This window comes from Sphingomonas guangdongensis, assembly GCF_900199185.1.
Taxonomy (GTDB): Bacteria; Pseudomonadota; Alphaproteobacteria; order Sphingomonadales; family Sphingomonadaceae; genus Sphingomonas; species Sphingomonas guangdongensis.
In genome coordinates, this window is record NZ_OBMI01000002.1 from 704,370 (window position 1) to 726,569 (window position 22,200).

General features: G+C 69.7%; 26 protein-coding genes. 10 read left to right on the top strand and 16 right to left on the bottom strand.

Going from position 1 to position 22,200, the window contains the following annotated elements:
- The first annotated feature begins 22 nt into the window (after window positions 1–22).
- Entirely contained in the window at window positions 23–787 is a 765-nt protein-coding gene (locus tag CRO12_RS10515; protein WP_179640963.1) for an energy transducer TonB, read from the top strand.
- Between the two features lie 48 nt (window positions 788–835).
- On the opposite strand, the gene CRO12_RS10520 is transcribed toward CRO12_RS10515, so the two are convergent.
- The 5 genes from CRO12_RS10520 to CRO12_RS10540 are packed head-to-tail and all read right to left on the bottom strand — an operon-like array spanning window position 836 to window position 4,977.
- Window positions 836–2,116, bottom strand: a complete 1,281-nt coding sequence (locus CRO12_RS10520) for a glycoside hydrolase family 130 protein (RefSeq protein ID WP_097063974.1) — start codon at window positions 2,114–2,116, stop codon at window positions 836–838.
- A gap of 59 nt (window positions 2,117–2,175) precedes the next feature.
- On the bottom strand, window positions 2,176–2,649 hold the full coding sequence (gene moaC / locus CRO12_RS10525; RefSeq protein ID WP_097063975.1) for a cyclic pyranopterin monophosphate synthase MoaC: 474 nt from the start codon (window positions 2,647–2,649) through the stop codon (window positions 2,176–2,178).
- A complete protein-coding gene (trpC, locus tag CRO12_RS10530; RefSeq protein ID WP_097063976.1) occupies window positions 2,646–3,425 on the bottom strand; it encodes an indole-3-glycerol phosphate synthase TrpC in 780 nt (259 codons plus the stop codon). Before trpC ends, moaC begins: the two co-directional genes overlap by 4 nt.
- Window positions 3,422–4,417 carry an anthranilate phosphoribosyltransferase gene (gene trpD, locus CRO12_RS10535; protein WP_097063977.1) on the bottom strand — a complete coding sequence of 332 codons (996 nt, stop codon included), beginning with the start codon at window positions 4,415–4,417 and terminating at the stop codon, window positions 3,422–3,424. Before trpD ends, trpC begins: the two co-directional genes overlap by 4 nt.
- Entirely contained in the window at window positions 4,414–4,977 is a 564-nt protein-coding gene (locus CRO12_RS10540; RefSeq protein ID WP_097064298.1) for an anthranilate synthase component II, read from the bottom strand. The genes trpD and CRO12_RS10540 overlap by 4 nt, the downstream gene beginning before the upstream one ends.
- A gap of 102 nt (window positions 4,978–5,079) precedes the next feature.
- On the opposite strand from CRO12_RS10540, the gene CRO12_RS10545 reads away from it, so the two are divergent.
- The gene (locus CRO12_RS10545; protein WP_097064299.1) at window positions 5,080–5,475 is read left to right on the top strand and encodes a hypothetical protein; all 396 of its coding nucleotides are present in this window, start codon (window positions 5,080–5,082) and stop codon (window positions 5,473–5,475) included.
- A gap of 128 nt (window positions 5,476–5,603) precedes the next feature.
- Window positions 5,604–6,161: a hypothetical protein gene (locus CRO12_RS10550; protein ID WP_218838883.1), complete on the top strand. Its 558-nt coding sequence runs from the start codon at window positions 5,604–5,606 to the stop codon at window positions 6,159–6,161.
- Window position 6,162: 1 nt separating this feature from the next.
- Here the strand turns inward: CRO12_RS10550 and trpE are convergent, their stop codons facing one another.
- A complete protein-coding gene (gene trpE, locus CRO12_RS10555; protein ID WP_097064301.1) occupies window positions 6,163–7,650 on the bottom strand; it encodes an anthranilate synthase component I in 1,488 nt (495 codons plus the stop codon).
- Window positions 7,651–7,666: 16 nt separating this feature from the next.
- A complete protein-coding gene (locus CRO12_RS10560; protein ID WP_097063978.1) occupies window positions 7,667–9,616 on the bottom strand; it encodes a peptidylprolyl isomerase in 1,950 nt (649 codons plus the stop codon).
- A 124-nt stretch (window positions 9,617–9,740) separates the two neighbouring features.
- Between CRO12_RS10560 and tpiA the strand changes: the two genes are divergently transcribed.
- Together tpiA and CRO12_RS10570 are read left to right on the top strand one after the other, a co-directional pair.
- Window positions 9,741–10,490, top strand: a complete 750-nt coding sequence (gene tpiA / locus CRO12_RS10565) for a triose-phosphate isomerase (protein WP_097063979.1) — start codon at window positions 9,741–9,743, stop codon at window positions 10,488–10,490.
- A 30-nt stretch (window positions 10,491–10,520) separates the two neighbouring features.
- The gene (locus CRO12_RS10570; protein ID WP_097063980.1) at window positions 10,521–10,745 is read left to right on the top strand and encodes a hypothetical protein; all 225 of its coding nucleotides are present in this window, start codon (window positions 10,521–10,523) and stop codon (window positions 10,743–10,745) included.
- 115 nt (window positions 10,746–10,860) lie between these two features.
- Here the strand turns inward: CRO12_RS10570 and CRO12_RS10575 are convergent, their stop codons facing one another.
- Window positions 10,861–12,246 (bottom strand): leucyl aminopeptidase family protein, encoded by a 1,386-nt coding sequence (locus CRO12_RS10575; protein ID WP_097063981.1) that lies wholly within the window; start codon window positions 12,244–12,246, stop codon window positions 10,861–10,863.
- Between the two features lie 37 nt (window positions 12,247–12,283).
- Window positions 12,284–13,204: a hypothetical protein gene (locus tag CRO12_RS17750; RefSeq protein ID WP_179640964.1), complete on the bottom strand. Its 921-nt coding sequence runs from the start codon at window positions 13,202–13,204 to the stop codon at window positions 12,284–12,286.
- Window positions 13,205–13,264: 60 nt separating this feature from the next.
- Here CRO12_RS17750 and CRO12_RS10580 point away from each other — a divergent pair, with 60 nt between their 5' ends.
- Window positions 13,265–13,750: an HIT family protein gene (locus tag CRO12_RS10580; RefSeq protein WP_179640966.1), complete on the top strand. Its 486-nt coding sequence runs from the start codon at window positions 13,265–13,267 to the stop codon at window positions 13,748–13,750.
- Here CRO12_RS10580 and rimO read toward each other — a convergent pair.
- Window positions 13,729–15,057, bottom strand: a complete 1,329-nt coding sequence (rimO, locus tag CRO12_RS10585) for a 30S ribosomal protein S12 methylthiotransferase RimO (protein WP_097064302.1) — start codon at window positions 15,055–15,057, stop codon at window positions 13,729–13,731. The genes CRO12_RS10580 and rimO overlap by 22 nt on opposite strands.
- A gap of 53 nt (window positions 15,058–15,110) precedes the next feature.
- On the opposite strand from rimO, the gene CRO12_RS10590 reads away from it, so the two are divergent.
- Entirely contained in the window at window positions 15,111–15,392 is a 282-nt protein-coding gene (locus CRO12_RS10590; RefSeq protein WP_144033590.1) for a hypothetical protein, read from the top strand.
- Here CRO12_RS10590 and CRO12_RS10595 read toward each other — a convergent pair.
- The 4 genes from CRO12_RS10595 to serS all read right to left on the bottom strand — a co-directional run bounded on the left by CRO12_RS10595 (window position 15,389) and on the right by serS (window position 18,887).
- Window positions 15,389–15,727 carry a DMT family protein gene (locus tag CRO12_RS10595; protein WP_097063984.1) on the bottom strand — a complete coding sequence of 113 codons (339 nt, stop codon included), beginning with the start codon at window positions 15,725–15,727 and terminating at the stop codon, window positions 15,389–15,391. The two genes, CRO12_RS10590 and CRO12_RS10595, sit on opposite strands and share 4 nt — an antisense overlap.
- Complete coding sequence (locus tag CRO12_RS10600; protein ID WP_097063985.1) at window positions 15,724–16,752, bottom strand: potassium channel family protein; 1,029 nt, start codon at window positions 16,750–16,752, stop codon at window positions 15,724–15,726. The genes CRO12_RS10595 and CRO12_RS10600 overlap by 4 nt, the downstream gene beginning before the upstream one ends.
- Before the next feature lie 99 nt (window positions 16,753–16,851).
- Complete coding sequence (gene surE / locus CRO12_RS10605) at window positions 16,852–17,616, bottom strand: 5'/3'-nucleotidase SurE (RefSeq protein WP_097063986.1); 765 nt, start codon at window positions 17,614–17,616, stop codon at window positions 16,852–16,854.
- Window positions 17,616–18,887 (bottom strand): serine--tRNA ligase, encoded by a 1,272-nt coding sequence (gene serS / locus CRO12_RS10610; protein ID WP_097063987.1) that lies wholly within the window; start codon window positions 18,885–18,887, stop codon window positions 17,616–17,618. The genes surE and serS overlap by 1 nt, the downstream gene beginning before the upstream one ends.
- 88 nt (window positions 18,888–18,975) lie before the next feature.
- Here serS and CRO12_RS10615 point away from each other — a divergent pair, with 88 nt between their 5' ends.
- Window positions 18,976–19,488 carry a host attachment family protein gene (locus tag CRO12_RS10615; RefSeq protein WP_097063988.1) on the top strand — a complete coding sequence of 171 codons (513 nt, stop codon included), beginning with the start codon at window positions 18,976–18,978 and terminating at the stop codon, window positions 19,486–19,488.
- Between the two features lie 55 nt (window positions 19,489–19,543).
- Here the strand turns inward: CRO12_RS10615 and CRO12_RS18005 are convergent, their stop codons facing one another.
- A complete protein-coding gene (locus CRO12_RS18005) occupies window positions 19,544–20,542 on the bottom strand; it encodes a hypothetical protein (RefSeq protein WP_101750165.1) in 999 nt (332 codons plus the stop codon).
- 421 nt (window positions 20,543–20,963) lie between these two features.
- On the opposite strand from CRO12_RS18005, the gene dksA reads away from it, so the two are divergent.
- Window positions 20,964–21,428, top strand: a complete 465-nt coding sequence (gene dksA / locus CRO12_RS10635) for an RNA polymerase-binding protein DksA (RefSeq protein WP_097063991.1) — start codon at window positions 20,964–20,966, stop codon at window positions 21,426–21,428.
- 109 nt (window positions 21,429–21,537) lie between these two features.
- The gene (locus CRO12_RS10640; protein WP_097063992.1) at window positions 21,538–21,903 is read left to right on the top strand and encodes a PilZ domain-containing protein; all 366 of its coding nucleotides are present in this window, start codon (window positions 21,538–21,540) and stop codon (window positions 21,901–21,903) included.
- Window positions 21,904–21,959: 56 nt separating this feature from the next.
- Here CRO12_RS10640 and CRO12_RS10645 read toward each other — a convergent pair whose 3' ends face one another.
- On the bottom strand, window positions 21,960–22,118 hold the full coding sequence (locus tag CRO12_RS10645; protein ID WP_097063993.1) for a YdcH family protein: 159 nt from the start codon (window positions 22,116–22,118) through the stop codon (window positions 21,960–21,962).
- Between the last annotated feature and the right edge of the window lie 82 nt (window positions 22,119–22,200).

Genomic DNA, 22,200 nt, shown 5'->3' on the forward strand with positions numbered 1-22,200 from the left:
GTCCGCCTGCTACGCCGGAAGCATGAGCGCTTACGCCCGAACCTTTGCCGGAGACCGGCGCGCGCGTGCCCGCGGCGGGATCGCGGCGGCGGTCGTGTGCGTGGCGGTCGGCTACGCTCTGCTGCTCGGGCTGGCCGTGAGGCACGGCGTCCCGACCGACGATCCGCTGGCCGTGTTCGAGATCGCGCCCGAGCCGCCGCCGCCCAAGCAGCGCAGCATTCCGCCGCCACGTCGCTCACGCCGGCCAGAGGGCGCGGCCGCGCCGCCCAACCTTCGCGCCAAGCCGACGGAGATCGTCGCGCCCAAAGTCGAGCTGATCCTTCCACCGCCGCTGCCCGTCGTGGTCACCGCGCCGGTCGCTGGCCCGGGTGCTGAGGCGTCCGCCGGCGCGAGCGACCGGCCGGGTCCTGGCACCGGTGCAGGCGGGATCGGGACGGGGTTCGGGGGCGGCGGGGATGGTGACGGGGACGGCGGCGGCTGGCGCGACGAGACGCCGCCCGAGCTGATCCGCGGGCGCCTGCGCGACTCGGACTATCCGCGCGGGCTGGGCGACGAGGGCATCAGCGGGACCGTCGGCGTGCGCTACCTGGTGTGGAGCGACGGTCGCGTTCGCACCTGCCGCGTCACTCGCTCGAGTGGGAGCGACGTGCTCGACCGGCTTACCTGCCGCCTGATCCAGGAACGCTTCCGCTTCCGACCGTCACGCGACGGGCTCGGCCGCGCGGTGCCGGCCGAGATCGTGGAAAGCCACAGCTGGATCGTCGAGGAGGAGTCGGAGGAGCAGTGAAGTCGTCCGAAGCTCAGCGCGACCGGGCGTGGTCAAGCGGGAGCATGGCTACTCCATCACGGACAGGAGATCGTCGACGCTTCCGACTGCAAACGCCGAATACTCGTCCGCGATGGCATAGGGCAGCAGGATTTCGCGTTTGTGGAGCAGCGCGCCGCAGCTGTAGGTGACGTTGGGCACGTATCCGCCGCGCTGCTCGCCGCTAGGAAACAGCAGCGGTGACGGGGTCCGTGCCAGCACCTTTGTCGGGTCGGCCTTGTCGAGCAGGCAGGCGCCGACGCAGTAGCCGCGGACGAGCCCCACCCCGTGGGTGAAGACGAGCCAGCCCTCCTCGATCTCGATCGGCGAGCCGCAGTTGCCCAGCTGGACGAACTCCCAAGGGTACTTCGGCTTCATGATGATCTCGCCGGTGTCCCACTGGTGCAGGTCGTCCGACCGCAGCAGCCAGATGTTCTCGCTGTCCTGCCGCCCGAGCATGACGAACTGCCCGTCGATGCGGCGCGGGAAGAGCGCCATGCCCTTGTACCCGGCCATCGCGCCGGCGAGCGGACGCATCTCGTAGCTGCGGACATCGATGCCGCGGAGCATCTCGGCGCGCGCGGATCGACCGTCGAACGCCGTGTACGTACCGATGATGCTCTGGGTGCCGTCATCGTCGATGAAGCGGACGAGACGGAGATCCTCCACACCCTGCCGCTGGCTCGGCAAGGTCGGGAAGATCACCGTTTCCGAAATATCCTGACTGTCATCCGAGCGGAGCCGCACCCAGCCGGCGGCGTCATCCTGCTCGATCCGGGGCGGTACGCCCTGGGTGCTGACCGGATCTAGGTGGAGTCCGCGTGCCCCGTCCCACGTGCCCGAGCGGAACGTCACCGACGAGATGTGGCCTTCCCCAACACCGCGAAGCGAAAGCACGAAGGCGATGCTGTTGTCGTTCGGGTCCTGGTCGATGACCGGCACGATGGAGGGATTGAACAGCGCGGCGCTCTCGAAGGCGTACTCCTGGCTGAGGTACGCACCGATGAGCAGCCGATCGCAGGCCTTCTCCACCACCATGCCGATGTCGCCGCGGACCTCCTCGAACCGGCGAAGGAACACGTCGTCGACGTTGCGGTGGCGCTCGTGCATGGCGTGGTGGAGCAGCCCGAGCATCCGCTCGCGCATCGGCTCGTCGAGCGCCATCAGGCGGCTCACCACGGCTTGGGTCCGCGTCGGCCGGCCAGCGGCGAAGGCATCGGGGTAGCCGAAGTTGAACGGCCGGATCACCGTGCGCGCCGGATCGGGGTGGAGCTCGACGTCTAGTGTGGTGAAGACGTCCGCAGCTTTCATGGTTCAATCCCTTCGCAGTCGGGCACAAAAGCGCGGGAGACGGCGCTTCGATCCAATACTCAGATCGGCGCCCGCCAGTCGCCCGACTTGCCGCCGGTCTTCTCCAGCAGCCGGACCGCGCCGATCACCATCGCCTTGTCGATCGCCTTCGCCATGTCGTAGATCGTCAGCAGCGCAACCGTTGCGGCGGTCAGCGCCTCCATCTCCACGCCCGTCTTGGCGTCGGTCGTCGCTGTCGCGGTTGCGGCGATGCCGTCCTGCTCCAGCGCCAGGTCGATGGTCACGCTCGTCAGCGGCAGCGGGTGGCAGAGCGGGATGAGCTCCCCCGTGCGCTTGGCCGCCATGATGCCCGCGACGCGTGCGACCGCGAGCACGTCGCCCTTCTGCACCGCGCCTGCACGGATCGCGTCCAGCGCCGCCGGCGACATGGCGATGCATCCGGTTGCGACCGCGCGCCTGGTGGTCACCGCCTTGCCGCCGACCTCGACCATGCGGGCGGCGCCATCGGCATCGAGGTGGGTGAGTAAGCTCATCCGATCAGCGCGCGAGTGGCGGCGGCGACGTCATCCTGGCGCATCAGCGCCTCGCCGATCAGGAAGCAGCGGACGCCATGCGCGGCCATCGCGTCGAGGTCGGCGCGAGTACTGAGCCCGCTCTCCGCGACAAAGGTGCAGTCGGCGGGCGCCGATCCGACAAGTTCATAGGTGCGGGCAAAATCGACTGAAAAGTCCTTCAGATTGCGATTGTTTACCCCGATCAGGCGCGACTGAAGCGTGAGCGCACGCTCAAGTTCGACAGCGTCGTGGACCTCGACCAGCACGTCCATGCCGCGCTCGATCGCCGCCGCCTCGATCTCCTGCATCACGCCGTTATCGAGTGCCGATACGATGACCAGGATCGCATCCGCGCCGATCGCGCGCGCCTCCGCCACCTGCCACGGATCGATCGTGAAGTCCTTGCGCAGCACCGGCAGGTCGCAGGCGCCGCGTGCCGTCTGGAGGTAGGCGTCGGCGCCCTGGAAGAAGCGCTCATCGGTCAGCACCGACAAGCAGGCGGCACCGCCCGCCTGATAAGCGCGGGCGTGATCGGCGGGCGTGAAGTCGGCTCGGATGAGCCCCTTGGACGGGCTCGCCTTCTTGATCTCGGCGATTAGCGCATAGCCGGCGTGCGCCTCCAGCGCGGCGCGGAAGCCGCGCGGCGCGCTCTGCTCGCGGGCTGCGGTGTCGAGCTGGTCAAGGCTGCGCAGCGCGCTGCGGGCGGCGACCTCCTCGCGCTTCACCGCGATGATCTCGTCGAGCATCGTGGTCATGCGTAGGCGATCCAGCGGTCGAGCAGAGCCTCGGCATCGCCGCGGTCGATCGTCTCGGCGCCGAGCGCTGCGCCATCCTCGAGACTTTCGACCCGGCCCGCGATCACGAAGGCGGCGGCGGCGTTCAGCAGCACTGCTTCGCGATAGGCGTTGCGGTCTCCCTTCAGAAGGCGGCGGAGCGCCAGCGCGTTGAAGGCCGGGTCGCCGCCCCTGATCTCCGCGAGCGGCGCGCGGACGAGCCCGGCATCCTCCGGCACGATCGTGGGGGCAAGCGACACATCGCCGACCGTCAGCACGACGCTGGGGCCAGCGCCGGACAGCTCGTCCAGTCCTTCCTCGCCCGAGACGATCGCGGCCCCCTCCGCGCCCAGGCTGTCGAGCGCGGCGGCGTAGACGGGCGCGAAGTCGGGGCGGGCGATGCCGAGCAGCTGGCGGGTGACATGCGCTGGATTGGCGAGCGGCCCCATCAGGTTGAAGATCGTCCGCCGCCCGATCCGCTGCCGGATCGGCTGGATCCGCTTCATGGCGGGATGGTGGTTGCCCGCGAACAGGAAGCAGATGCCGAGGTCGGCGAGCGTCTGCTCGGCGAGCGCGCCGGCCACTGCCATGTCGAGCCCCAGCGCCTCCAGCGTATCGGCGGCGCCCGCCTTTGAAGAGGCGGCGCGGTTGCCGTGCTTGGCGACCGGTACACCGGCGGCGGCAACCACCAGGCTGACAGCGGTCGACACGTTCAGCGTGTGGTGACCGTCGCCGCCGGTGCCGCAGACGTCGATGGCGCCCGGCGGCGCGGCGATCGGGATCAGCCGCGCTCGCAGCGCCCGCGCGGCCTCTGCAATCTCGATTGCCGTTTCCTCGCGCTCGGCCAGGGTGACGAGAAAGGTCGCGACCTCCTCCTCGCCCGTGCGACCGTCCAAGATGTCGGCAAAGGCCGCGGCCGCACTCTCGTGCGACAGCGGCGTCGCCGCATCGGGCAGCAGCGCGCGAACGCTCATGCCGCGAGCTTCAGGAAGTTGGCGAGCAACGCGTGGCCGTGCTCGGTGACAATGCTCTCCGGGTGGAACTGGACGCTGTGGATCGGCAGCGTGCGGTGGCGGAACGCCATCACGCTTGCATCCGGCGAGGTGGCGTTGACGATGAGACTCTCGGGCACGTCCTCCACCACCAGGCTGTGATAGCGGGTGGCGGTGAAGGGATTGGGGATGCCGGCGAACACGCCGCTGCCGTCGTGATCCAGCACGCTGGTCTTGCCGTGCATCAGCCCGCCGCGCACCACGCGCCCGCCGAAATGCTGGCCGATCGCCTGATGGCCCAAGCACACGCCGAACAGCGGCTTCTCCGCCGCGGCGCAGGCGGCGACCAGGTCCAGGCTGATCCCCGCCTCGTTCGGGGTGCAGGGCCCGGGCGAGAGCAGGAAGGCAGTGGCGTTGCTGGCGAGCGCCTCCGCGGCGGTCAGTTGGTCGTTGCGGACGACGCGCACCTCCGCCTCCAGATCCATCAGGTAATGGACCAGGTTCCAGGTGAAGCTGTCGTAATTGTCGATGACGAGGATCATGGGCGGTATCGCCATAGCGGAGCCGTCCGGCGGCGCAACATTCGCCGCATTTGGCGCGTTGCATCGCCAAACGGGACAGTTACGTTCCCCGGAGTGACCATCATGATCCGCTCGCTCGTCATCGCCGCCTTGATCGCCACGCCCGCCCTCGCCGTCGCGCAGGACAACACGCCGCCCAAGCGCATCCGCAACATCCTGCTCCAGGCGGGCGAGACCTGCCCGCGCTCCACCGCGGACGAGATCGTGGTCTGCTCGCCGGCCGACGCCGAGCAGTTCCGGATCCCGAAGCAGTTCCGGGAAGCTCCCAAAACCGATGTCCAGAGCACGGCCTGGGCGGTCCGCGTCGACCGCGTGATGGAGGACAATCAGCGGGTGCTGCCGAACAGCTGCTCGCCTATCGGCACCAATGGCCAGAGCGGCTGCGCGCAGCGCGCGGCCGAGGCGTGGTCGGCGGAGAAGCGCGCGGTCGCTAACGGCCAGTCGGTCGATCCGAACTGAGCTGGCGGCGTTGCCGGTTCAATAGCTCGCACGCACAATTTCAGCCATTCCTCACATCTTGCTCATGACGCTCAGCGCGGCCCCCCGCCACACAGGCGCGGTTACGCAGGCAGATAAGGGCAGGTTTGATGACAGCCGAGACAATGATGCGCGGCGGGCGCTGGCGCCGGGCGGTATGGGGAGCGGCGGTAGCGGTGTTGCTGCTCCCGCTCGTTGCGATGCAGTTCACGCGCGACGTCAACTGGACACCGTCCGACTTCGTTGTGGCAGGGGTGCTGCTCGGCGCGGTGCTCGCCGGCTACGAGTTCCTAGCGCGGCGAGCCGGTAGTGCCTGGTACCGGGTCGGCAGCGGGGTGGCGCTGTTCACCGGACTGTTCCTGACCTGGGTGAACCTGGCGGTCGGCATCATCGGTTCGGAGAACAATGACGCGAACATGATGTACGCGGGCGTGCTCGCGGTGGCGGTGGGCGGTGCGTGCCTCGCCCACTTTCGCCCGCGCGGCATGGCGCGCGCGATGCTCGCGGCGGCGGCGGCGCAGGTGATCGCCGGGGCCATCGCGCTCGCGCTCGACCTCGGCGTCGATGGTCGCGCCTGGCCGCGCGACGTGATCGGAGCGACCGGGATCATCACGGGACTGTGGCTGATCGCGGCGACGCTGTTCGGGATCGCCGCGCGGCGTCCCTGAGCTACTGGCCAAATCCGATCCCGCCCGCGCGCGCGACCGCCTCGCGTGCGGCGGCAAACAGCGCGCCGGCCTTCGCCTCGCACTCGCGGTTCTCCGCCGCCGGATCGCTGTCGGCGACGATGCCCGCGCCCGCCTGGACGTGCATGACGTCATCCTTCACGATCGCGGTGCGCAGCACGATGCAACTGTCCATCGACCCGTCGGGCGAGAAGTAGCCGACCCCGCCGGCATAGGCGCCGCGAGTCTCCCCCTCCAGTTCGGCGATGATCTGCATCGCGCGGACCTTGGGTGCGCCGCTCACGGTGCCCGCGGGAAAGCCCGCGAAAAGCGCATCGAGTGCGTCGGCATCCGGCCTGATCCGCCCCACCACGTTCGACACGATGTGCATGACGTGGCTGTAGAACTCGATCCCGTAGCTGTCGGTCACCTTGACGGAGCCCGCCGCCGCGACCCGGCCGACGTCGTTGCGCCCGAGATCGAGCAGCATCAGGTGCTCGGCGCGCTCCTTTGCATCGGCGAGCAGCTCCTGCCGGTTGGCTTCGTCCTCGGCTGCGCTGCGCCCGCGCGGCCGAGTCCCCGCGATCGGGCGTATCGTCACCTCACCGTCGCGTACCCTGACCAGGATCTCAGGGCTGGATCCGGTCAGCGCGAACCCGGGCAGGTCGAGATGGTAGAGGAAGGGCGAGGGATTGACGCGGCGGAGCGAGCGGTAGAGCTCGAACGGCGGCAGCGTGAAGGGGGTCGTGAAACGCTGCGCCAGCACCACCTGAAAGATGTCGCCGGCGACGATATAGTCCTTCGCCGCGGCCACCATCTCGCCGTAGCGGCCGGGCGGCAGCACCGGATCGGGCGTGATCGTGACGTGCTCGGCGCGGGTTCGGGGAGGCACCGGCGTGTTGGCGAGCCGCGCGGCCGTGTCCTCCAGCCGCGCCGCGGCCTGCTCCACGCTCGCACCCGGCCACACCGGCGCGACCAGGAACAGCGTGTCGGCCAGCCGATCGAACACCAGCAGCACCGTGGGGCGGACGAACACCATGTCGGGCAGGTCGAGCGGATTGGGCGCGGGGCGATCGAGCCGCTCCACCAGCCCGATCGTCTCATACCCGAAATAGCCGACCAGGCAGGCGAGCGCGCGGGGCAGCGGTTCGGGCACGTCCATGCGGCAGCTTGCGACCAGTGCGCGCAGCGCGGCGAGCGTCGGGGTGCCGGCGGGCGTGAAGGCGTCGCGATCGCGGAGCCAGTCGCGATTGATCTCCGCCGCGTCACCGCGTGCGCGGAACAGCAGGTCGGGCGCGAGCCCGATCAGGCTGTGGCGCCCGCGCACGGAGCCGCCCTCCACCGATTCGAGCAGGAAATCGCCGCGGCCGGGCTCGATCAGCTTCAGCGCAGCGGCGACCGGCGTCTCCGTATCGGCGACCTGCCGCTGCCAGATCAGCGCGCCGCGCCCGTCGGCCAGCGCCGCGCGGGCGGCCTCGATCCCCTCGATCACGCGCCCGTCCGTCGGATCAGCGCGATTGCGCGCCGCCGGCGAGGTCGCTCGCGACCCGCGCAATTGCCGCTTCGTCGCGCTTGACCCCGACCTGTCGCTTGACCGCCGCGGTGAACTGTTCGGTGAACTCGCGGCCGATCACGCCGCCCAGTCCTTGGCGGGTGGAGGCGATCAGCGCGGTGTTGCCGGCGGCGTTCCCGCCCTGGATCGCGTCCAGGTAGACGACGTACCAGCCTGCCCGGTTCGGCGCTTCGATTAACTTCGCGCGCTTCGCCGCCATGGAGAAGAGCAGCGCAACCGGCGGGGGCAGCTGCCCGCCCTGACGCGCCAGATCGGCGCGGCTCGCGTTGATCGGCTGAACCGGCGGCAGGCGCAACCCGGTCTGCGCGAGCGCCTGCGCCAGCGGCGTGCCGCCGTTCGCCTTGTTCACTGCGGCGGTCGCCAGCTGGCGCGCCGCGCGCAGGTTCCGGTCTGCCACGAAGTCGCGGACCACCGCGTCGCGAATCTGGGCGAGCGGGCGCGGCGCGGCGGGGACGACCTGGCCGATCGCGACCACCGCGAAGCTGCCGTCCGGGTCAACCGGCACGAGCTGCGGTGCGTCACCCTGCTCGGCGGCGAAGGCCGCCGGGGCGATGCGGGCGAGCACGGGATCCGGCGTCGGCGTCGGCGCGTCCGGATCAACGCCGCTCGCGAGCAGCGGCCGGGTGGTCTGCGGTTGCAGCTTGGCGTCGGCGATCACCTCGTCAAAGGTCGCGTTGCCGCCGATCGCACTGTCCAGGTCGGCGTTGATCCGGGCCAGCGCCTCCTGCGCCTTGGTCTTGCCGAGTTCGGTGGTGAGCTCGGGCGTCGCCTCCGCGAGCGACTTGCCGGCGACCGGCGTCACGGCGTCGACTCGCACGACGTGCCAGCCGAGCGGCGAGCGGACGGGACCGACGACCTGTCCCGCTGCCGCGGCGAAGGCGGCGTTGGCGACGGCGGCGCTGCTCTGGGTGGTAAAGGCGGCCTTGTCGACGGCGGTTGCGGTGTTCGCCTCCAGCCCGATCGCGCGGGCGGCGGCAGCGAGCGCGGTTCCGCCCTTTGCGCGCGCGGCGATCTGGTTCGCTTGCGCCTGCTGCGCGACCACGACCTGGGTCAGGGTCCGCTTCTCGCTGGCGGCGAAGCGCGCCGCCTGGCTGCGGTAGGCGGCGGCGATCTCGGCCGCGGTCGGCTTCGCGGTCGCCGCGACGTCGGCCGCGCGCACCACGGCGTAGCGGATCGTTCGCCGCTCGGGCACCGTGTAGCGCGCGCGCTGGCGAGTGTAGAAGGTCTGAAGTTCCCCGTCGGTCGGCGGCGTGCCGGCGCCGAGCGCCGCAACCGGGATGTAGCCCACCACGCCGCGGCGCCGCTCCAGCAGCAGCGAGGCGTAGGGCAGCGCCAGCTGGGCCGGAACCTGGCGCGCGCCCGCGGTCGGCGCGATCAGCTGCCGTGCCAGCATGTCGCGCGAGATGTCCTCGCGCAGCTGGCGGTCGGTCAGGCGCTGCTGCTGGAGGATCTGGTCGTAGGCGGTCTGGCTGAACTTGCCGTCGAAGCCCTGGAACGCGGGGATGCTGGCGATCTCGCCGTCGACCGCGCGCTTGCTCGCCGCGAGCCCGACGTCCTGTGCGAAGTGGTAAAGCGCCAGGCCGTTGATCGTCCGGTCGATCACCGCCGTCAGCCCGCCGCCGGCCACGAAGGTCGCGATGTCGAGCGTCGGCTGCTGCTGGCGATAGCCGTTGAACGCGGTCTGCGCGCGCTGGCGCAGCTCCACCTCGGTTACCTTGGTGTCGCCGACTTCCGCCACTTCGCCGCCACCAAGCGTGCCGCCGCTCTGGCCGCGGATGTTGGTGATGTCCCCGGCCGCGAACGCCAGCGCGATGATGATCAGCACGCCAAAGGTGATGACGATGCCGACCTTGGACTTGGTCAGCCGGCGGAAGAACTGAAGCATGTAGGGCCGATCGGATGGATTGATGCCCGCGTGCCTTACGGGGACGGGCGCGCGTCATCAAGGTTGTGCCTGGCGCGCGCCCGCCGCTAGGTGGCCGGCATAACAGAGCGGGGAGACACGGGACATGCGGCGCAAGCTGGTGGCGGGCAACTGGAAGATGAACGGCGACCGCGCGAGCCTGGTGGAGCTGGAGGAGATCGCGCGCGCCGCGGGCGAGCACGGCGGGGTCGATGTCGCGGTGGCGGTCCCCTTCACCCTGATCGAGCGGGCGGCGTCCTTCGTCCCCACGCTCGCGATCGGCGCGCAGGACATTCACCCCAACGACTCGGGCGCGCACACCGGCGACATATCGGCCGCGCAGGTCCGGGAAGCGGGCGCCCGCTTCGTCATCGTCGGCCACAGCGAGCGCCGCGGCGACCACGGCGAGACCAGCCACGACGCCTGGGCGAAGGCGGCGGCGGGGCACCGCCACGGGCTGCAGGTGATTCTGTGCTGCGGCGAGACGGAGGCCGAGCGCGATGCCGGCCGCGCCGAGCGGGTCGTCCAGGCGCAGGTGGAGAAATCACTGCCCGACGATGCCGACGGCGGCTGGCTGACGCTCGCCTATGAACCGCGCTGGGCGATCGGCACCGGGCGGACGCCGACGCTCGACGAGATCGCCGCCATTCACTGCATCGCGCGCGCCAAGATGCGCCACATGATCGGCGACAAGGCGGACGGCGTGCGCATTCTCTATGGCGGGTCTGTCACCGGCGACAATGCGGGCACCATCCTGGCGGTGCCGGATGTCGACGGCGCGCTGGTCGGCGGGGCGAGCCTGACGGCGGCGAAGTTCATGCCGATCATCGCGGCAGCCGCGGCGCAGGCCGGCTGAACGCCGTCGCCGCTCGCGCGTTAGGGCGGGATGGACGGAGAAGACCTGGTCGCCGCGGTACGCCGTGCGGCGCGCGTGCATGCCGACAGCTGGGAGGCACTGGTCCCGGACCGGTTCACCATCGACCTCACCCGCGAGGCGGAAGAGGAAGCGGCGTTCGCGGAGATGGCGGCGGCCAAGCGGCGGCTGCGCGACCACATCTGCGACACCTACGGCGTGTCGATCCGCGAGCTGGCCAACCTGGCGATGGTGTGAGCGCCGCAGCGTCATGCCAGCGCAGGCTGGCACCCATGTCTGTCACAAGGAGGACAGTCAGGACTACCGTACGCAACAGACATGGACCCCAGCCTTCGCTGGGGTGACGAGAGGTTTACCCGCCATATCGTCCTTTCAGCACCCTCCAGGCCGCGCGGAGCGCGTAGGCTTCGCCGCCCTTTGGCCGCGCGGGCTTCGCCGCCGGGCGCCAGGCGAACACGTCGAGGTGGCCCCACGCCGTGCCCGCGGGGACGAAGCGACGGAGGAACAGCGCGGCGGTGATCGCACCCGCCATCCCGCCCTCGGGCGCGTTGATCAGGTCGGCAATGTCGGACTTCAGCTGCTCGTCGTAGCCGCTCCACAGCGGCAGCCGCCACAGGGGGTCATGCTCGGCGACCCCCGCGGCGAGCAGGTCGGCGGCGAGTGCCTCGTCGTCGGAGAACAGCGGCGGCAGGTCGGGGCCGAGCGCCACCCGCGCCGCGCCGGTCAGCGTCGCGAAGTCGAGGATCAGCTGCGGCGTGTCTTCGCCCGCGCGGGTCAGCGCGTCGCCGAGGATCAGCCGCCCTTCCGCGTCGGTATTGGTGTTCTCGACCGTCAGCCCCTTGCGCGAGCGAAGCACGTCGCCAGGACGAAAGGCGCTGCCACTGATCGTGTTCTCGACCGCCGGGATCAGCAGGTGCAGCCGGACGGGCAGCCGCGCGCCCATCACCAGCCCGGCAAGCGCAAGCGCGTGGGCGGCGCCGCCCATGTCCTTCTTCATCAGCCGCATGCCCGCTGACGGCTTGATGTCGAGCCCGCCCGAATCGAACACCACGCCCTTGCCGACCAGCGCCACTCGAGGATGGGCGGGGCTGCCCCACTCGAGCTCGATCAACCGCGGCTCGCGTCCGCGCGCGGCGGCCTGGCCGACCGCATGGATCATCGGATAGCCGCTCTCTAGCTCGCCGCCGCGCGTGACGGTCACGGTCGCGCCGTGGGCGGCGGCGAGGCGGCGGACCTCGCCCTCCAGCTCCTCCGGCCCGAGGTCGGCGGCGGCGGTGTCGACCAGGTCGCGAACGGTCGCGACGGCGCCCGCGACCCGCACGACTTCGTCGATCCGCGCCGGCTCACCGGTCAGCAGCACGCGTGGGCCCGCCGCCTCGTCCTTGCGGTAGCGGGTGAAGCGGTGCTGCGCGAGCACCCAGCCGAGCATCGCCGCGCCCGGTTCGCCGTGCGTCAGCCGGTAGGTCCCCTCGGGCAGGATCTCGCCCTGCGAGGCGATACGCCACGGCGAGGTTTCCGCCTCGTCGCAGACCAGCAGCGCCGACCAGTCCTCCGTGCCCTCGCCCGGCAAAATCGCCTTGTTGCCCGCCTTGCCGGTCAGCTTGTGCGCGGCAACGGTCGCGCGGACGCGGGGCGGCTGGGCGGAGAGCCAGTTGGTCCACTCGGCGGGCGTGACGACGTGGATGGTGCGGGCGGGTTGCCCGCGATCGGGGGCGAGCAGGGCGGCGAAGTCGGTCATCCGCCAGAGCTAGGCGCGCCCGCGGGCCGGTGCAACGTCAGCGAAACTGCACGCGGACCGGCCGCGGCGGCCGCTTACTACCGCACAACGCCAGCGCGCGGTCGATCATCCAGAGCAGCCGATCGCGTGCGCGGGCCAGGGCAACGGGCTTGGTCCCGGTCTCCCGCACCTCGAAGTTCAGATAGTCGAGCCCGTGGAGCACCGCATAGTTGCTGAGCGAGCCGTCCGAGTTGACGACACGTTCCTGCACCACGTTCCAGTCGTCGCCGACCATCTCGTTGCGGCAGAAGGCGTCTTCGGGCGTCCGCGTGGCGGTGTAGGTCGCAAAGGCGACGCTGTCGTCGTCGTCGAACGGCCAGGCGCGCGCTCGCGACGCGACCGGAGTCAGCGTGGCGTTGCAGAAGCGGATGGAGATCACGCCTTCGCCCGCAGCGTCGCCGCCGCGGTCGCCGCAGGTCGCGCGCGCACCGTCGTACCCAGGGGAGTTGGTGTGCAGCGCGATGATCGGCCAGGCGCCGGCGTTCACCGCCGCCAGCATCTGCGCGGCGTAGCGCGGCAGGCCGTCGTGGAAGGTGCGATTGGGGTCGATGGTCGGGCCGAACGCCACCGCCCGGTTGCGCCGCCGGCCATCGCTGTCGACCAGCATCAGCGTGCCGCCGTAGCGCCGCAGCGCCACCAGCGCCGCGTCGAACCCGGCGTTCTCGTCGTCGTGAGGCACGACCCACAGCGGCCCGGTCGGGCGGGCAGGGTCCGCGATGCGGTAGAGTCGCCAGGCCGCGCGCTCCTCGGCGAAGTCGATGCCTGTGACCGTCAGCCCTGCCCAGACCGCCGGATCGCGATGGCGGGCGAAGTCGTCGTCGGCGATCGTCAGCGGATCGACGGGTGTGACTCTGACCGGATCGGCACCGTGCGCGCCGAGCAGCAGAAAGGTGGCGAAGATCAGCGCTTGTCGTTTCACGGCCGGTCACGCATCCCTTGCTGCACCGATCCGCTACCCACGATCGGCACGGGAGCGCAAATGATCCTGCCCTTGATCGCCGTGACCCTCCAGGCGGCGCCGCTCGTCTGCCCGCCGCAGCGGCCGTATGATCCGGCCAACCCGTTCGCGCGCATCCTGCGCGGCGAAGCGCCGGCGAGCCGGATCGCCGAGACCGCCGACATGATCGCGATCGTGCCGATCGACTGGACCCATCCCGGCCACGCGCTGGTCATCCCGCGCCGGGCGGTCCGCACGCTCGACGACATGACGGCGGAGGAGATGGTCCACGCGCTCGAGCTCGCCCGCCGGGTCGCGGCGGCGCAGCGGCTGGTGTTCGGCGCGACCGGCTACAGCATCCAGCAGAACAACGGGCGGGCGCAGCACGTGTGCCACGTCCACTTCCACGTCATCCCGAACACCCCGGCGGCGCCGGCGGGCGCCAAGACCAAGGAGCAGATGGATACGATCGCCACCGCGCTGAGGGGCGCGATGGCGGCGGCGGCTCAGGCGAGCGGCACGCCGTAGAGGTCGTGCTCGTCGGCGTCCTCGATCGCCACGCGGACGATGTCGCCGGGGGCGAGGTGCCCGGCATCGCGGAGGAAGACGGTGCCGTCGATCTCCGGTGCGTCGGCCTGGCTGCGGGCGTTGGCGCCGCCATCGGCGACCTCGTCGACGATCACCTCCAGCGTGCGGCCGATCTTGGCGGCGAGCTTCGCGGCGCTGATCGCGGCGGTCTTCGCCATCACGCGGGCGTAGCGCTCCTCCTTGACCTCCTCCGGCACCGGGTTCGGCAGGTCGTTTGCGGGAGCGCCGGCAACGGGTTCGAACCGGAAGGCACCGACCCGGTCGAGCTGCGCCTCCTCCAGCCAGTCGAGCAGGTAGGCGATGTCGTCCTCCGTCTCGCCCGGAAAGCCGACCACGAAGGTCGATCGGATCGCGATGTCGGGACAGACCTCCCGCCAGCCCTTGATCCGCTGCAGCACCTTGGCGTCGTTCGCAGGGCGCTTCATCGCACGCAGCACCGACGGGCTCGCGTGCTGGAACGGGATGTCGAGGTAGGGGAGCACCAGCCCCTCCGCCATCAGCGGGATGACCTGATTGACGTGGGGATAAGGGTAGACGTAGTGGAGCCGCACCCAGGGGGCGATCTGCCCGAGTTCGCGCGCGAGATCGGTCATGTGCGGGCGGACCTGGCGGCCCTTCCACGCGCGGTCATCGCCACGGATGTCGATGCCGTAGGCCGAGGTGTCCTGGCTGATCACCAGCAGCTCGCGGGTGCCCGCCGCGACCAGCTTTTCCGCCTCGCGCAGGATCGCGTCGGGGCGGCGGCTGACCAGGTCGCCGCGCAGCTGCGGGATGATGCAGAAGGCGCAGCGGTGATTGCAGCCCTCCGAAATCTTGAGATAGCTGTAGTGGCGCGGGGTAAGCTTCAGCCCGGCGTCGGGGATCAGGTCGACATAGGGGCTGATGCCCGCAGGCGCGGCCTCGTGCACCGCCTCCACCACCTGCTCATATTCGTGCGCGCCGGTGACCGCGAGGACGTTCGGGAAGCGGGCGCGGATCACGTCCGCCTCCTTGCCCATGCAGCCGGTCACGATGACGCGGCCGTTCTCCGCGATCGCCTCGCCGATCGCCTCCAGGCTCTCCTCCTTGGAGCTGTCGAGAAAGCCGCAGGTGTTGACCAGCACCACGTCGGCACCGGCATAGTCGGCCGACATCTGGTAACCGTCGGCGCGCAGCTGGGTCAGGATGCGCTCGCTATCGACCAGGTTCTTGGGACAGCCAAGCGACACCATGCCGACGCGCGGCGGGGAGGGGAGAACGGTAGCCATGGGGATGCGCGGCCACATAGGGGAGATCGCGGGATTTTTCTAGGTGCCCACAAATGGAGAGATGGCGCTTTCTTGCGGACGGCGGCGGCGCGTTGCATGTGGGTCCCATGCGGTTGTTCAAAGACCAGTGGCGACTGATCATAGCGCTGGTGGGCATGATCGCGGCGCGCGAGATATGGGGCGACTGGACACACAATCAGCGCGGACTTGTGTGGCTTGGAGTCTTCGCCGCGGAGCTTCTCGCCTGTGTCCTCATCGGGATCGTGATGGTCGAAGTGCTGAACCGCATCTGGCCGGCTGCCGACGGCGGCGCTGATCGTGGAGGCGACCTCTAACCGCGGAACACGAAGAACGCGCCCGCCGCGATGAGCGCGAAGCCGATCAGGTGGTTCACGCTGATCTTCTGCCCCAGGTACAGCACGGAGAAGCCGGCGAAGACGGCGAGCGTGATCACCTCCTGCATGCCCTTCAGCTGCGCGGCGGAATAGACGTTGCTGCCGATCCGGTTGGCGGGAACGGCCAGGCAGTATTCGAAGAAGGCGATGCCCCAGCTGACCAGGATCGCGGCCCAGATCGGCGCGGCCTTGTGCTTCAGATGGCCGTACCAGGCGAAGGTCATGAAGACGTTCGACGCCAGCAGCATCAGCACGGGCGCTATGCGGTCGGTCATTCGCGAGTGCTCACGATCTCGACGATCAGGTCGCCGTCCTTCAGCGCGCCCGCCTCGGGCTCGGCGAAGCTGTACGGCTTGCCGTCGCGGTAGATACGCAGGCCGAGGCCGGTCGTGATCGCCGATAGGGGCTTGCCCGTCTCCGCCGGCGCGACCGCACGTTCGCTCAGCGCCACCCGGCCGCGGATGGAGGCGAGGTCGGTCAGATAGTCGGCGAGGTGCGATCCCTTGCACGCCCCCGCCAGCAGCAGCCCGGCAAAGCTGACCGGATTGATGACAGTGGTGGCGCCGGCGGCGCGGGCGGGAAACTCGTTGTCCTCGTTGCGGACGACGACGCTGATCGGCACGTCCGGTGCCAGGTGGCGCGCGGTCAGGGTGATGAGGATGGAGGTGTCGTCGCGTCCGGCGGTGACGACCATCGCCTTGGCCTGGTCGATCCTGACGTCGCTCAGCGTCTGGTCGCGGGTGGCGTCGCCTTCCAGCACGATGCACCCGCAGGCCTTGGCGGCGGCGATGTGGTGCGGGTCGGTATCGACCACCACGATGTCGCCCGGCTTCTCGCCGCGCGCGATCAGCTCGTCGACCGCCTCGCTCCCGGTTTCGCCATAGCCGGCGACGACGATGTGGCCCGTCAGGGTCCGCTGAATGACTGACATGCGCCACCGCTCCCAGGTGCGTTTCAGGACGAAGTTGTAGGCCGTGCCGATGAACAGCAGCACCACGAAGACGCGGATCGGGGTGACGACCAGCGCGTCGAACAGCCGCGCCCGCTCGCTCACCGGCGCGATGTCGCCGTAGCCGGTGGTGGTGATGGAGATCATCGTGAAGTAGACGACGTCGACGAAGCTGACCTGCCCGTCGTAGTTGTCGCGCAGGCCCTCGCGGTCGAACCAGTGCACGGCGATCGCCAGCCCGACCAGCGCCAGCACCGCCACGACGCGCAGGCCGATCGCGAGCCAGACCGGCAGGCTCGACTTGCGCTTCAGCGTCCCGGGCAGGCGGGGCGGGGTCACCGTCGCAGCCATCGGGGTTGGAGGTTCGGAGCCGCTGGATCCCGGCCGGGCCGCAGCCCGCAAGCGGCGCCGCACTTCTCTACAGATGCCTCCCGCCGCATCGTGCCGCCGCTAGCCAAACGCCGCCGCGAGCGACGCCAGCGAGGGTCGATGTGTCAGGTCCAGATGCAGGGGCGTGACGGTGACGTACCCGGCCTCGATCGCCTCCAGGTCGGTGTCCACGACGGGCGAGAAAGGCACGCGGCCGAGCCCCAGCCAGAAATAGGGAAAGCCGCGCGGATCCTGCCGCTTGTCGAGCCGCAGGCGGCCGTAGTCGCGCAGACCCTGCGCCACCACCTTGATCCCCTGCACCTCGGCCGCGGGGACCGGGGGAAAGTTGACATTGACCAGCGTGCGGGGCGCGAGCGGCGTCGCGAGCAGCGGACGCAGTACCCGCTCACCCCACGCCTCGGCAGCGGCGAAGCTGACCTGCTCGCCCGGCGCGAGGTTGGCGTAGCGCTGGCTGAGCGCGATCGCGGGGATGCCGGCAAGCGCACCCTCCATCGCCGCGGCGACCGTGCCGGAGTAGCTGACGTCCTCGCCCAGGTTGGCGCCGCGATTGACCCCCGACAGGATCAGGTCGGGCCGCGCGTCCTTCATGACCTCGGCCAGCGCGATCATCACCGCGTCGGTCGGCGTGCCGGTGACCGCCCAGCGCTTCTCCCCGAACCGGCGCAGGCGGACCGGCTCGGTCAGGGTGAGCGACCGACCCTTGCCCGATTGCTCCTCCAGCGGTGCGACCACCGTCACGTCGTCGCTCAGTGTCCGGGCCAGCGCCTCCAGGACCTCCAGGCCGTGCGCATGGACCCCGTCGTCGTTGGAGAGCAGGATGCGCATCAGCGCGGCGACAGAAGCGTCTGCCCGCCCAGAAACGGCTGCAGCGCGTCCGGCACGGCTACCGCGCCGCCCGCCTGCTGGTAGTTCTCCAGCACCGCCACCAGCGTGCGCCCGACCGCCAGGCCGGAGCCGTTGAGGGTGTGGACGAACCGCGTGCCCTTCTCCCCCGCCGGACGATAGCGCGCGTTCATGCGCCGGGCCTGGAAGTCGGTGCAGGTCGAGCAGCTGGAAATCTCACGGTATCTCGCCTGTCCGGGCAGCCACACCTCCAGGTCGTAAGTGCGCGCGGCGGAGAAGCCCATGTCGCCGGTGCACAGCTTCATCCGGCGATAGGCCAGGCCGAGCGCGTCGAGCACGCCCTCCGCCGCCGCCGTCATCCGCTCGTGCTCCGCCTCCGACTGGTCGGGCGTGGTGATCGAGACCATCTCCGCCTTCTCGAACTGGTGCTGGCGGATGAAGCCGCGGGTGTCGCGGCCGGCGGCGCCGGCCTCTGAGCGGAAGCAGGCGGTGAGCGCGGTGAAGCGCAAGGGCAGCTCTCCCTCCGCGAGGATGCTGTCGCGGACGATGTTGGTGAGCGACACCTCCGCGGTCGGGATCAGCCAGCGGCCATCGGTCGTGCGGAACAGGTCGTCGGCGAACTTCGGGAGCTGACCCGTGCCGTACATGACCTCGTCGCGCACCAGCAGCGGCGGCACGACCTGCTCGTAGCCGTGCCTGGCGGTCAGCTCCGCCAGCATGAACTGGCCGAGCGCGGCGTGGAGCCGGGCGGCGTCCCCGCGCAGCAGCGTGAAGCGGGCACCGGCGAGCTTCACGCCCGTGTCGAAGTCGAGCCCGAGCGCCGGGCCGATCGCGTCGTGCTCGGCGGCATTGAAAGCGAACGCAGGCGGCGTGCCGCGCTCGTGCACGACGACGTTATCGTCCTCGTCTGCACCGCGCGGTACGTCGGCGAGCGGGAGGTTGGGGATCGTCGCCAAGCGTGCGGACAGGTCCTCGGCGACCCTCTTCTGCTCGGCCTCGAGCTGCGGCAGTCGTTCTTTCAGCGCGGCAACCTCGGCCATCAGGTCGGTGGGATCGTCGCGCCGCGCCCTGGCGGCGCCGATCGCCTTGGACGCCTCGTTGCGCCGCGCCAGCAGCTCCTGCGTCTCGGTCGTGAGCGCGCGTGCGCGGGCGTCGATCGCCAGCAGCTCGTCCGACAGCGGCGCGAGGCCGCGCTTCGCCAGGGCGGCGTCGAACGCCGCAGGATCGTCGCGGATGAAGCGGATGTCGTGCATGGGCGCGGGCTATGGAGGGCAGGGCAGCGGATCGCAACCCGCGCCGCGCCCGCGGCGTTAGGGTGACAGCAGACACAAGGAGAAAGACATGCGGGTTCCGCACAATGCCGTGGTTCTGGTCGCCGACGGGCGCAAGATGCTGTTCCTGCGCAACCAGGGCGACGAGACCGCCCCCAACCTGCAGGTCGAGCATGCCGAGGAGCGGCCGAACCCCAAGGACGGCGACCAGAAGACCGATGCCGCGGGCGGCGCCTCCTCGACCCAGAGCGGTCCGGGCGCGCCCAATGTGGCGCAGGGAGGCTCGGGGCACGCACAGGGCGGCGGCGCGCAGTTCGCGCCGTCGCGCGGCTCGTTCGAGGAAACCGACTTCCACCAGCTGGAGGAGGACCGCTTCGCCGCCGACACCGCCGACCTGCTGAAGAAGCGCGCGCTCGACCACGAATTCGAGAAGCTGATCATCATCGCACCGCCCAAGACGCTGGGCGAGCTGCGCAAGCACTACCACAAGGAGGTCAGCAACCGGCTGGAGGCGGAGCTCGCCAAGGACCTGACCGGCCACTCGATCCCGGACATCGAGAAGGCGCTGCTCGCGGCGGATTAGTTTCGAAAGGCGTCATCCCGGATCGCGCCCGGGGTGACGCTTCGCACCCTCTCCCTCAGCCCTCGCAGTTCTTCTTCTTGGCGAGGCGCTTGCGCACCATCAGCGCGGCGGCGGCGCCCCCGAACAGCAGGATCATCGGCGGTGCGGGGACCGGCGTCGGGCCGTCCGGATTGTGCGGCGGCTTACCCGGGCCGTTCGACGACCAGCCACCATTCGAGTTCCAGCCTCCGCACTTCGACTTGCAGCCCCAGCCCTTCGACGAGGAGGACTGGTTCTGATCTTGGTTCTGGTGCTGGTTCTGATTTTGATTCTGCTGCTGATTTTGGTTCTGGTTCTGGCTTTGCTGATTGGTGTTCGTGTTGGTGTTCGTGTTGGTGTTCGTATTCTGATTGTTGTTTTGATTATTATTATTGTTGTTGTTCGTGCTCTCGTTCTTGTTGTCGATGTCGATGTCGACATTGGCACCGCCGGTTGACGACGAGCTCGAGACGTTGCCCGACGAGGAACTGGACGACGACGAGCTGGAGCTCGACGAGGTCGATCCGCCCGAGGACGACGAGGTGGAAGAGATGATCACGCCGCCGCTGCCGCCGCTGCCACCGCCGCCGAAGAAGCCGCCGGCAAAGAACCCGCCGCCACCGAAGCCGCCACCGCCACCGATCACTGCCGGTGCGACCGCGCCGCCGCCGCCGACGATCGGCATCTCGCCGCTCGATCCGGTATAGGGGGCGGGCAGGGGCACGGCGGGGGTCTGCACGGTTACGCCGCCCGCCGTCGTGGTGGTGGTCGTCACCACGCACTTGACGATGCGGCGCCCGCCCGCACCGGTGGTGACGTGGCGCACCGCGCCCGCGTGCCCGGTCAGCGCCGCGCAGTTCAGCGGGCGCGGCTTGGCCGCTACCCGGCGCACGACCCGCTTGGTCACGATCCGCTTGGGTGGAGCCTTCTTTGCGACATAGGTGCGCTTGGCCTGCACCTGATCGGCGATGTGGACCGCGCCGCCGCCGACGAGTGCGCCGCCGGATGCGCAAGCGGCCAGTTTCACCAGAGCCATACGTACGGACATGCTGCACTCTCTCGTTGGGCGGTCATCGGCTGCCTGTGACAGCTTCTTCCGCGCTGATGTTGCCAGAATGCAGAACAAACCATTAAGTGCAACGCCGTTAACCAAGAATAGCGTGCCGGCCAGCTAATAACGTCAGTATTGCTGCTGCACCTGATGGTTAACGTTTCATAACAGCACAGCTTTACCGACCGCTCCTGTGATTATCGATCTGCAGCGGTTCGCGGCAGACCTGAAGCGAATATTTTAAGATAGCCGAGTCGTTACGGCCACATCTTTCGGGTTCGAGATCCTCTGGAGATATGCGCACTCGCTTGTGCGAGCGGTTGTGCTCCCCTATAGGCGGCGCGGGGTAGAGGCGGTCGGTCAAGGCGCGTCAAAGCACTTGGGCTAACCGGTGTGGAGAGTGGGGATGGCGACTGTTCTTGAGAATAACACCGCGCTGAACGGACTGCCGGTGCCGGCCAACGACGAAGCGAGCGGCTATCGCCCGAGTGCGGACGAGCCGTTCATGAGCCTGCGGCAGCAGGAGTATTTCCGCGGCAAGCTGAACGCCTGGAAGGACGCGATCCTGCGGGAATCGACCTTCACCCTGTCGCAGCTCCAGAATGACTCGCTGCGCGAGGCCGACATCGCCGACCGCGCGAGCAGCGAGACCGACTGGTCGATCGAGCTGCGCACCCGCGATCGCCAGCGCAAGCTGATCAGCAAGATCGACGCGGCACTCCGCCGCATCGACGACGGCGAGTACGGCTATTGCGAAGTCACTGGCGAGCCGATCTCGCTCGGCCGGCTCGAAGCGCGCCCGATCGCGACCATGACGGTCGAGGCGCAGGAGCGGCACGAGCGCAACGAGCGCGTCTCGCGCGACGACTGAGCGGGCGCGTGCGCGGCGCGATCGGTTTAGGCGCGCTTAACGCTTTCGCAAGCGATCGGTGGTGTATGGGCGCGCATCACTCACGACCATGCGAGACCGGGCGCCTTCGATGGATCAGCTGCCGCACGACCCCGACCAGTTCACTGCCGACGGCGAGACCGCTGCGCAGCGGGCCGCCGCGCGCGACAGTCTGCTCCTGACGGCGCAGCTTACCGTGCCCGGTCTGGCGCGACCGGTTACCGCGCGGGTGCGCAATCTGTCGCCCGGGGGCATGATGGCGGAATATGCCGGCGACCTGGTGCTCGGCGACGGAATCACCGTCGAGCTGCGCGGCATCGGCGCGATCGCCGCCAAGGTGGCCTGGGTCGCCGAGGGCCGGGCCGGCATCGCCTTTGATCGCGAGGTCGATCCGAAGCGTGCCCGCAAGCCGGTGGTCGCACCACCCGCGGCACCCAGGAAGCAGCGGCCGCTCTGATCATTCGCCATTGCCCGCTGCCGGGAGGGTGTCCATCCCGGCAGGCGGGAGCGGCGTCACTGGAGCGAGCTCAGCTCCTCCTTCAGGCGCAGCTTGCGGCGCTTCAGGTCTGCCAGCATGGCCAGGTCGGGGGCGGGGCGGGCCTGCTCCTCGACGATCCGCGACTCGAGCGAGGCGTGCTTCGCCTCCAACGCCGTGTAGTGCGCGTTCTGCATGGACTTATGTCTCCTGCTGGTGGTTGCGGGGCGGAGGAGTAAAACAAACCACACGCGCCTTGTCGCCATCTGATTCGTCTGC

Excerpts from the sequence above, each read along its gene's own strand:
- CRO12_RS10515 (WP_179640963.1), top strand. The coding sequence starts at position 23 with ATGAGCGCTTACGCCCGAACCTTTGCCGGAGACCGGCGCGCGCGTGCC.
- CRO12_RS10520 (WP_097063974.1), bottom strand. The coding sequence starts at position 2,116 with ATGAAAGCTGCGGACGTCTTCACCACACTAGACGTCGAGCTCCACCCC.
- moaC (WP_097063975.1), bottom strand. The coding sequence starts at position 2,649 with ATGAGCTTACTCACCCACCTCGATGCCGATGGCGCCGCCCGCATGGTC.
- trpC (WP_097063976.1), bottom strand. The coding sequence starts at position 3,425 with ATGACCACGATGCTCGACGAGATCATCGCGGTGAAGCGCGAGGAGGTC.
- trpD (WP_097063977.1), bottom strand. The coding sequence starts at position 4,417 with ATGAGCGTTCGCGCGCTGCTGCCCGATGCGGCGACGCCGCTGTCGCAC.
- CRO12_RS10540 (WP_097064298.1), bottom strand. The coding sequence starts at position 4,977 with ATGATCCTCGTCATCGACAATTACGACAGCTTCACCTGGAACCTGGTC.
- CRO12_RS10545 (WP_097064299.1), top strand. The coding sequence starts at position 5,080 with ATGATCCGCTCGCTCGTCATCGCCGCCTTGATCGCCACGCCCGCCCTC.
- CRO12_RS10550 (WP_218838883.1), top strand. The coding sequence starts at position 5,604 with ATGACAGCCGAGACAATGATGCGCGGCGGGCGCTGGCGCCGGGCGGTA.
- CRO12_RS10560 (WP_097063978.1), bottom strand. The coding sequence starts at position 9,616 with ATGCTTCAGTTCTTCCGCCGGCTGACCAAGTCCAAGGTCGGCATCGTC.
- tpiA (WP_097063979.1), top strand. The coding sequence starts at position 9,741 with ATGCGGCGCAAGCTGGTGGCGGGCAACTGGAAGATGAACGGCGACCGC.
- CRO12_RS10570 (WP_097063980.1), top strand. The coding sequence starts at position 10,521 with ATGGACGGAGAAGACCTGGTCGCCGCGGTACGCCGTGCGGCGCGCGTG.
- CRO12_RS10575 (WP_097063981.1), bottom strand. The coding sequence starts at position 12,246 with ATGACCGACTTCGCCGCCCTGCTCGCCCCCGATCGCGGGCAACCCGCC.
- CRO12_RS10580 (WP_179640966.1), top strand. The coding sequence starts at position 13,265 with ATGATCCTGCCCTTGATCGCCGTGACCCTCCAGGCGGCGCCGCTCGTC.
- rimO (WP_097064302.1), bottom strand. The coding sequence starts at position 15,057 with ATGGCTACCGTTCTCCCCTCCCCGCCGCGCGTCGGCATGGTGTCGCTT.
- CRO12_RS10590 (WP_144033590.1), top strand. The coding sequence starts at position 15,111 with ATGGAGAGATGGCGCTTTCTTGCGGACGGCGGCGGCGCGTTGCATGTG.
- CRO12_RS10595 (WP_097063984.1), bottom strand. The coding sequence starts at position 15,727 with ATGACCGACCGCATAGCGCCCGTGCTGATGCTGCTGGCGTCGAACGTC.
- CRO12_RS10600 (WP_097063985.1), bottom strand. The coding sequence starts at position 16,752 with ATGGCTGCGACGGTGACCCCGCCCCGCCTGCCCGGGACGCTGAAGCGC.
- surE (WP_097063986.1), bottom strand. The coding sequence starts at position 17,616 with ATGCGCATCCTGCTCTCCAACGACGACGGGGTCCATGCGCACGGCCTG.
- serS (WP_097063987.1), bottom strand. The coding sequence starts at position 18,887 with ATGCACGACATCCGCTTCATCCGCGACGATCCTGCGGCGTTCGACGCC.
- CRO12_RS10615 (WP_097063988.1), top strand. The coding sequence starts at position 18,976 with ATGCGGGTTCCGCACAATGCCGTGGTTCTGGTCGCCGACGGGCGCAAG.
- CRO12_RS18005 (WP_101750165.1), bottom strand. The coding sequence starts at position 20,542 with ATGGCTCTGGTGAAACTGGCCGCTTGCGCATCCGGCGGCGCACTCGTC.
- dksA (WP_097063991.1), top strand. The coding sequence starts at position 20,964 with ATGGCGACTGTTCTTGAGAATAACACCGCGCTGAACGGACTGCCGGTG.
- CRO12_RS10640 (WP_097063992.1), top strand. The coding sequence starts at position 21,538 with ATGGATCAGCTGCCGCACGACCCCGACCAGTTCACTGCCGACGGCGAG.
- CRO12_RS10645 (WP_097063993.1), bottom strand. The coding sequence starts at position 22,118 with ATGCAGAACGCGCACTACACGGCGTTGGAGGCGAAGCACGCCTCGCTC.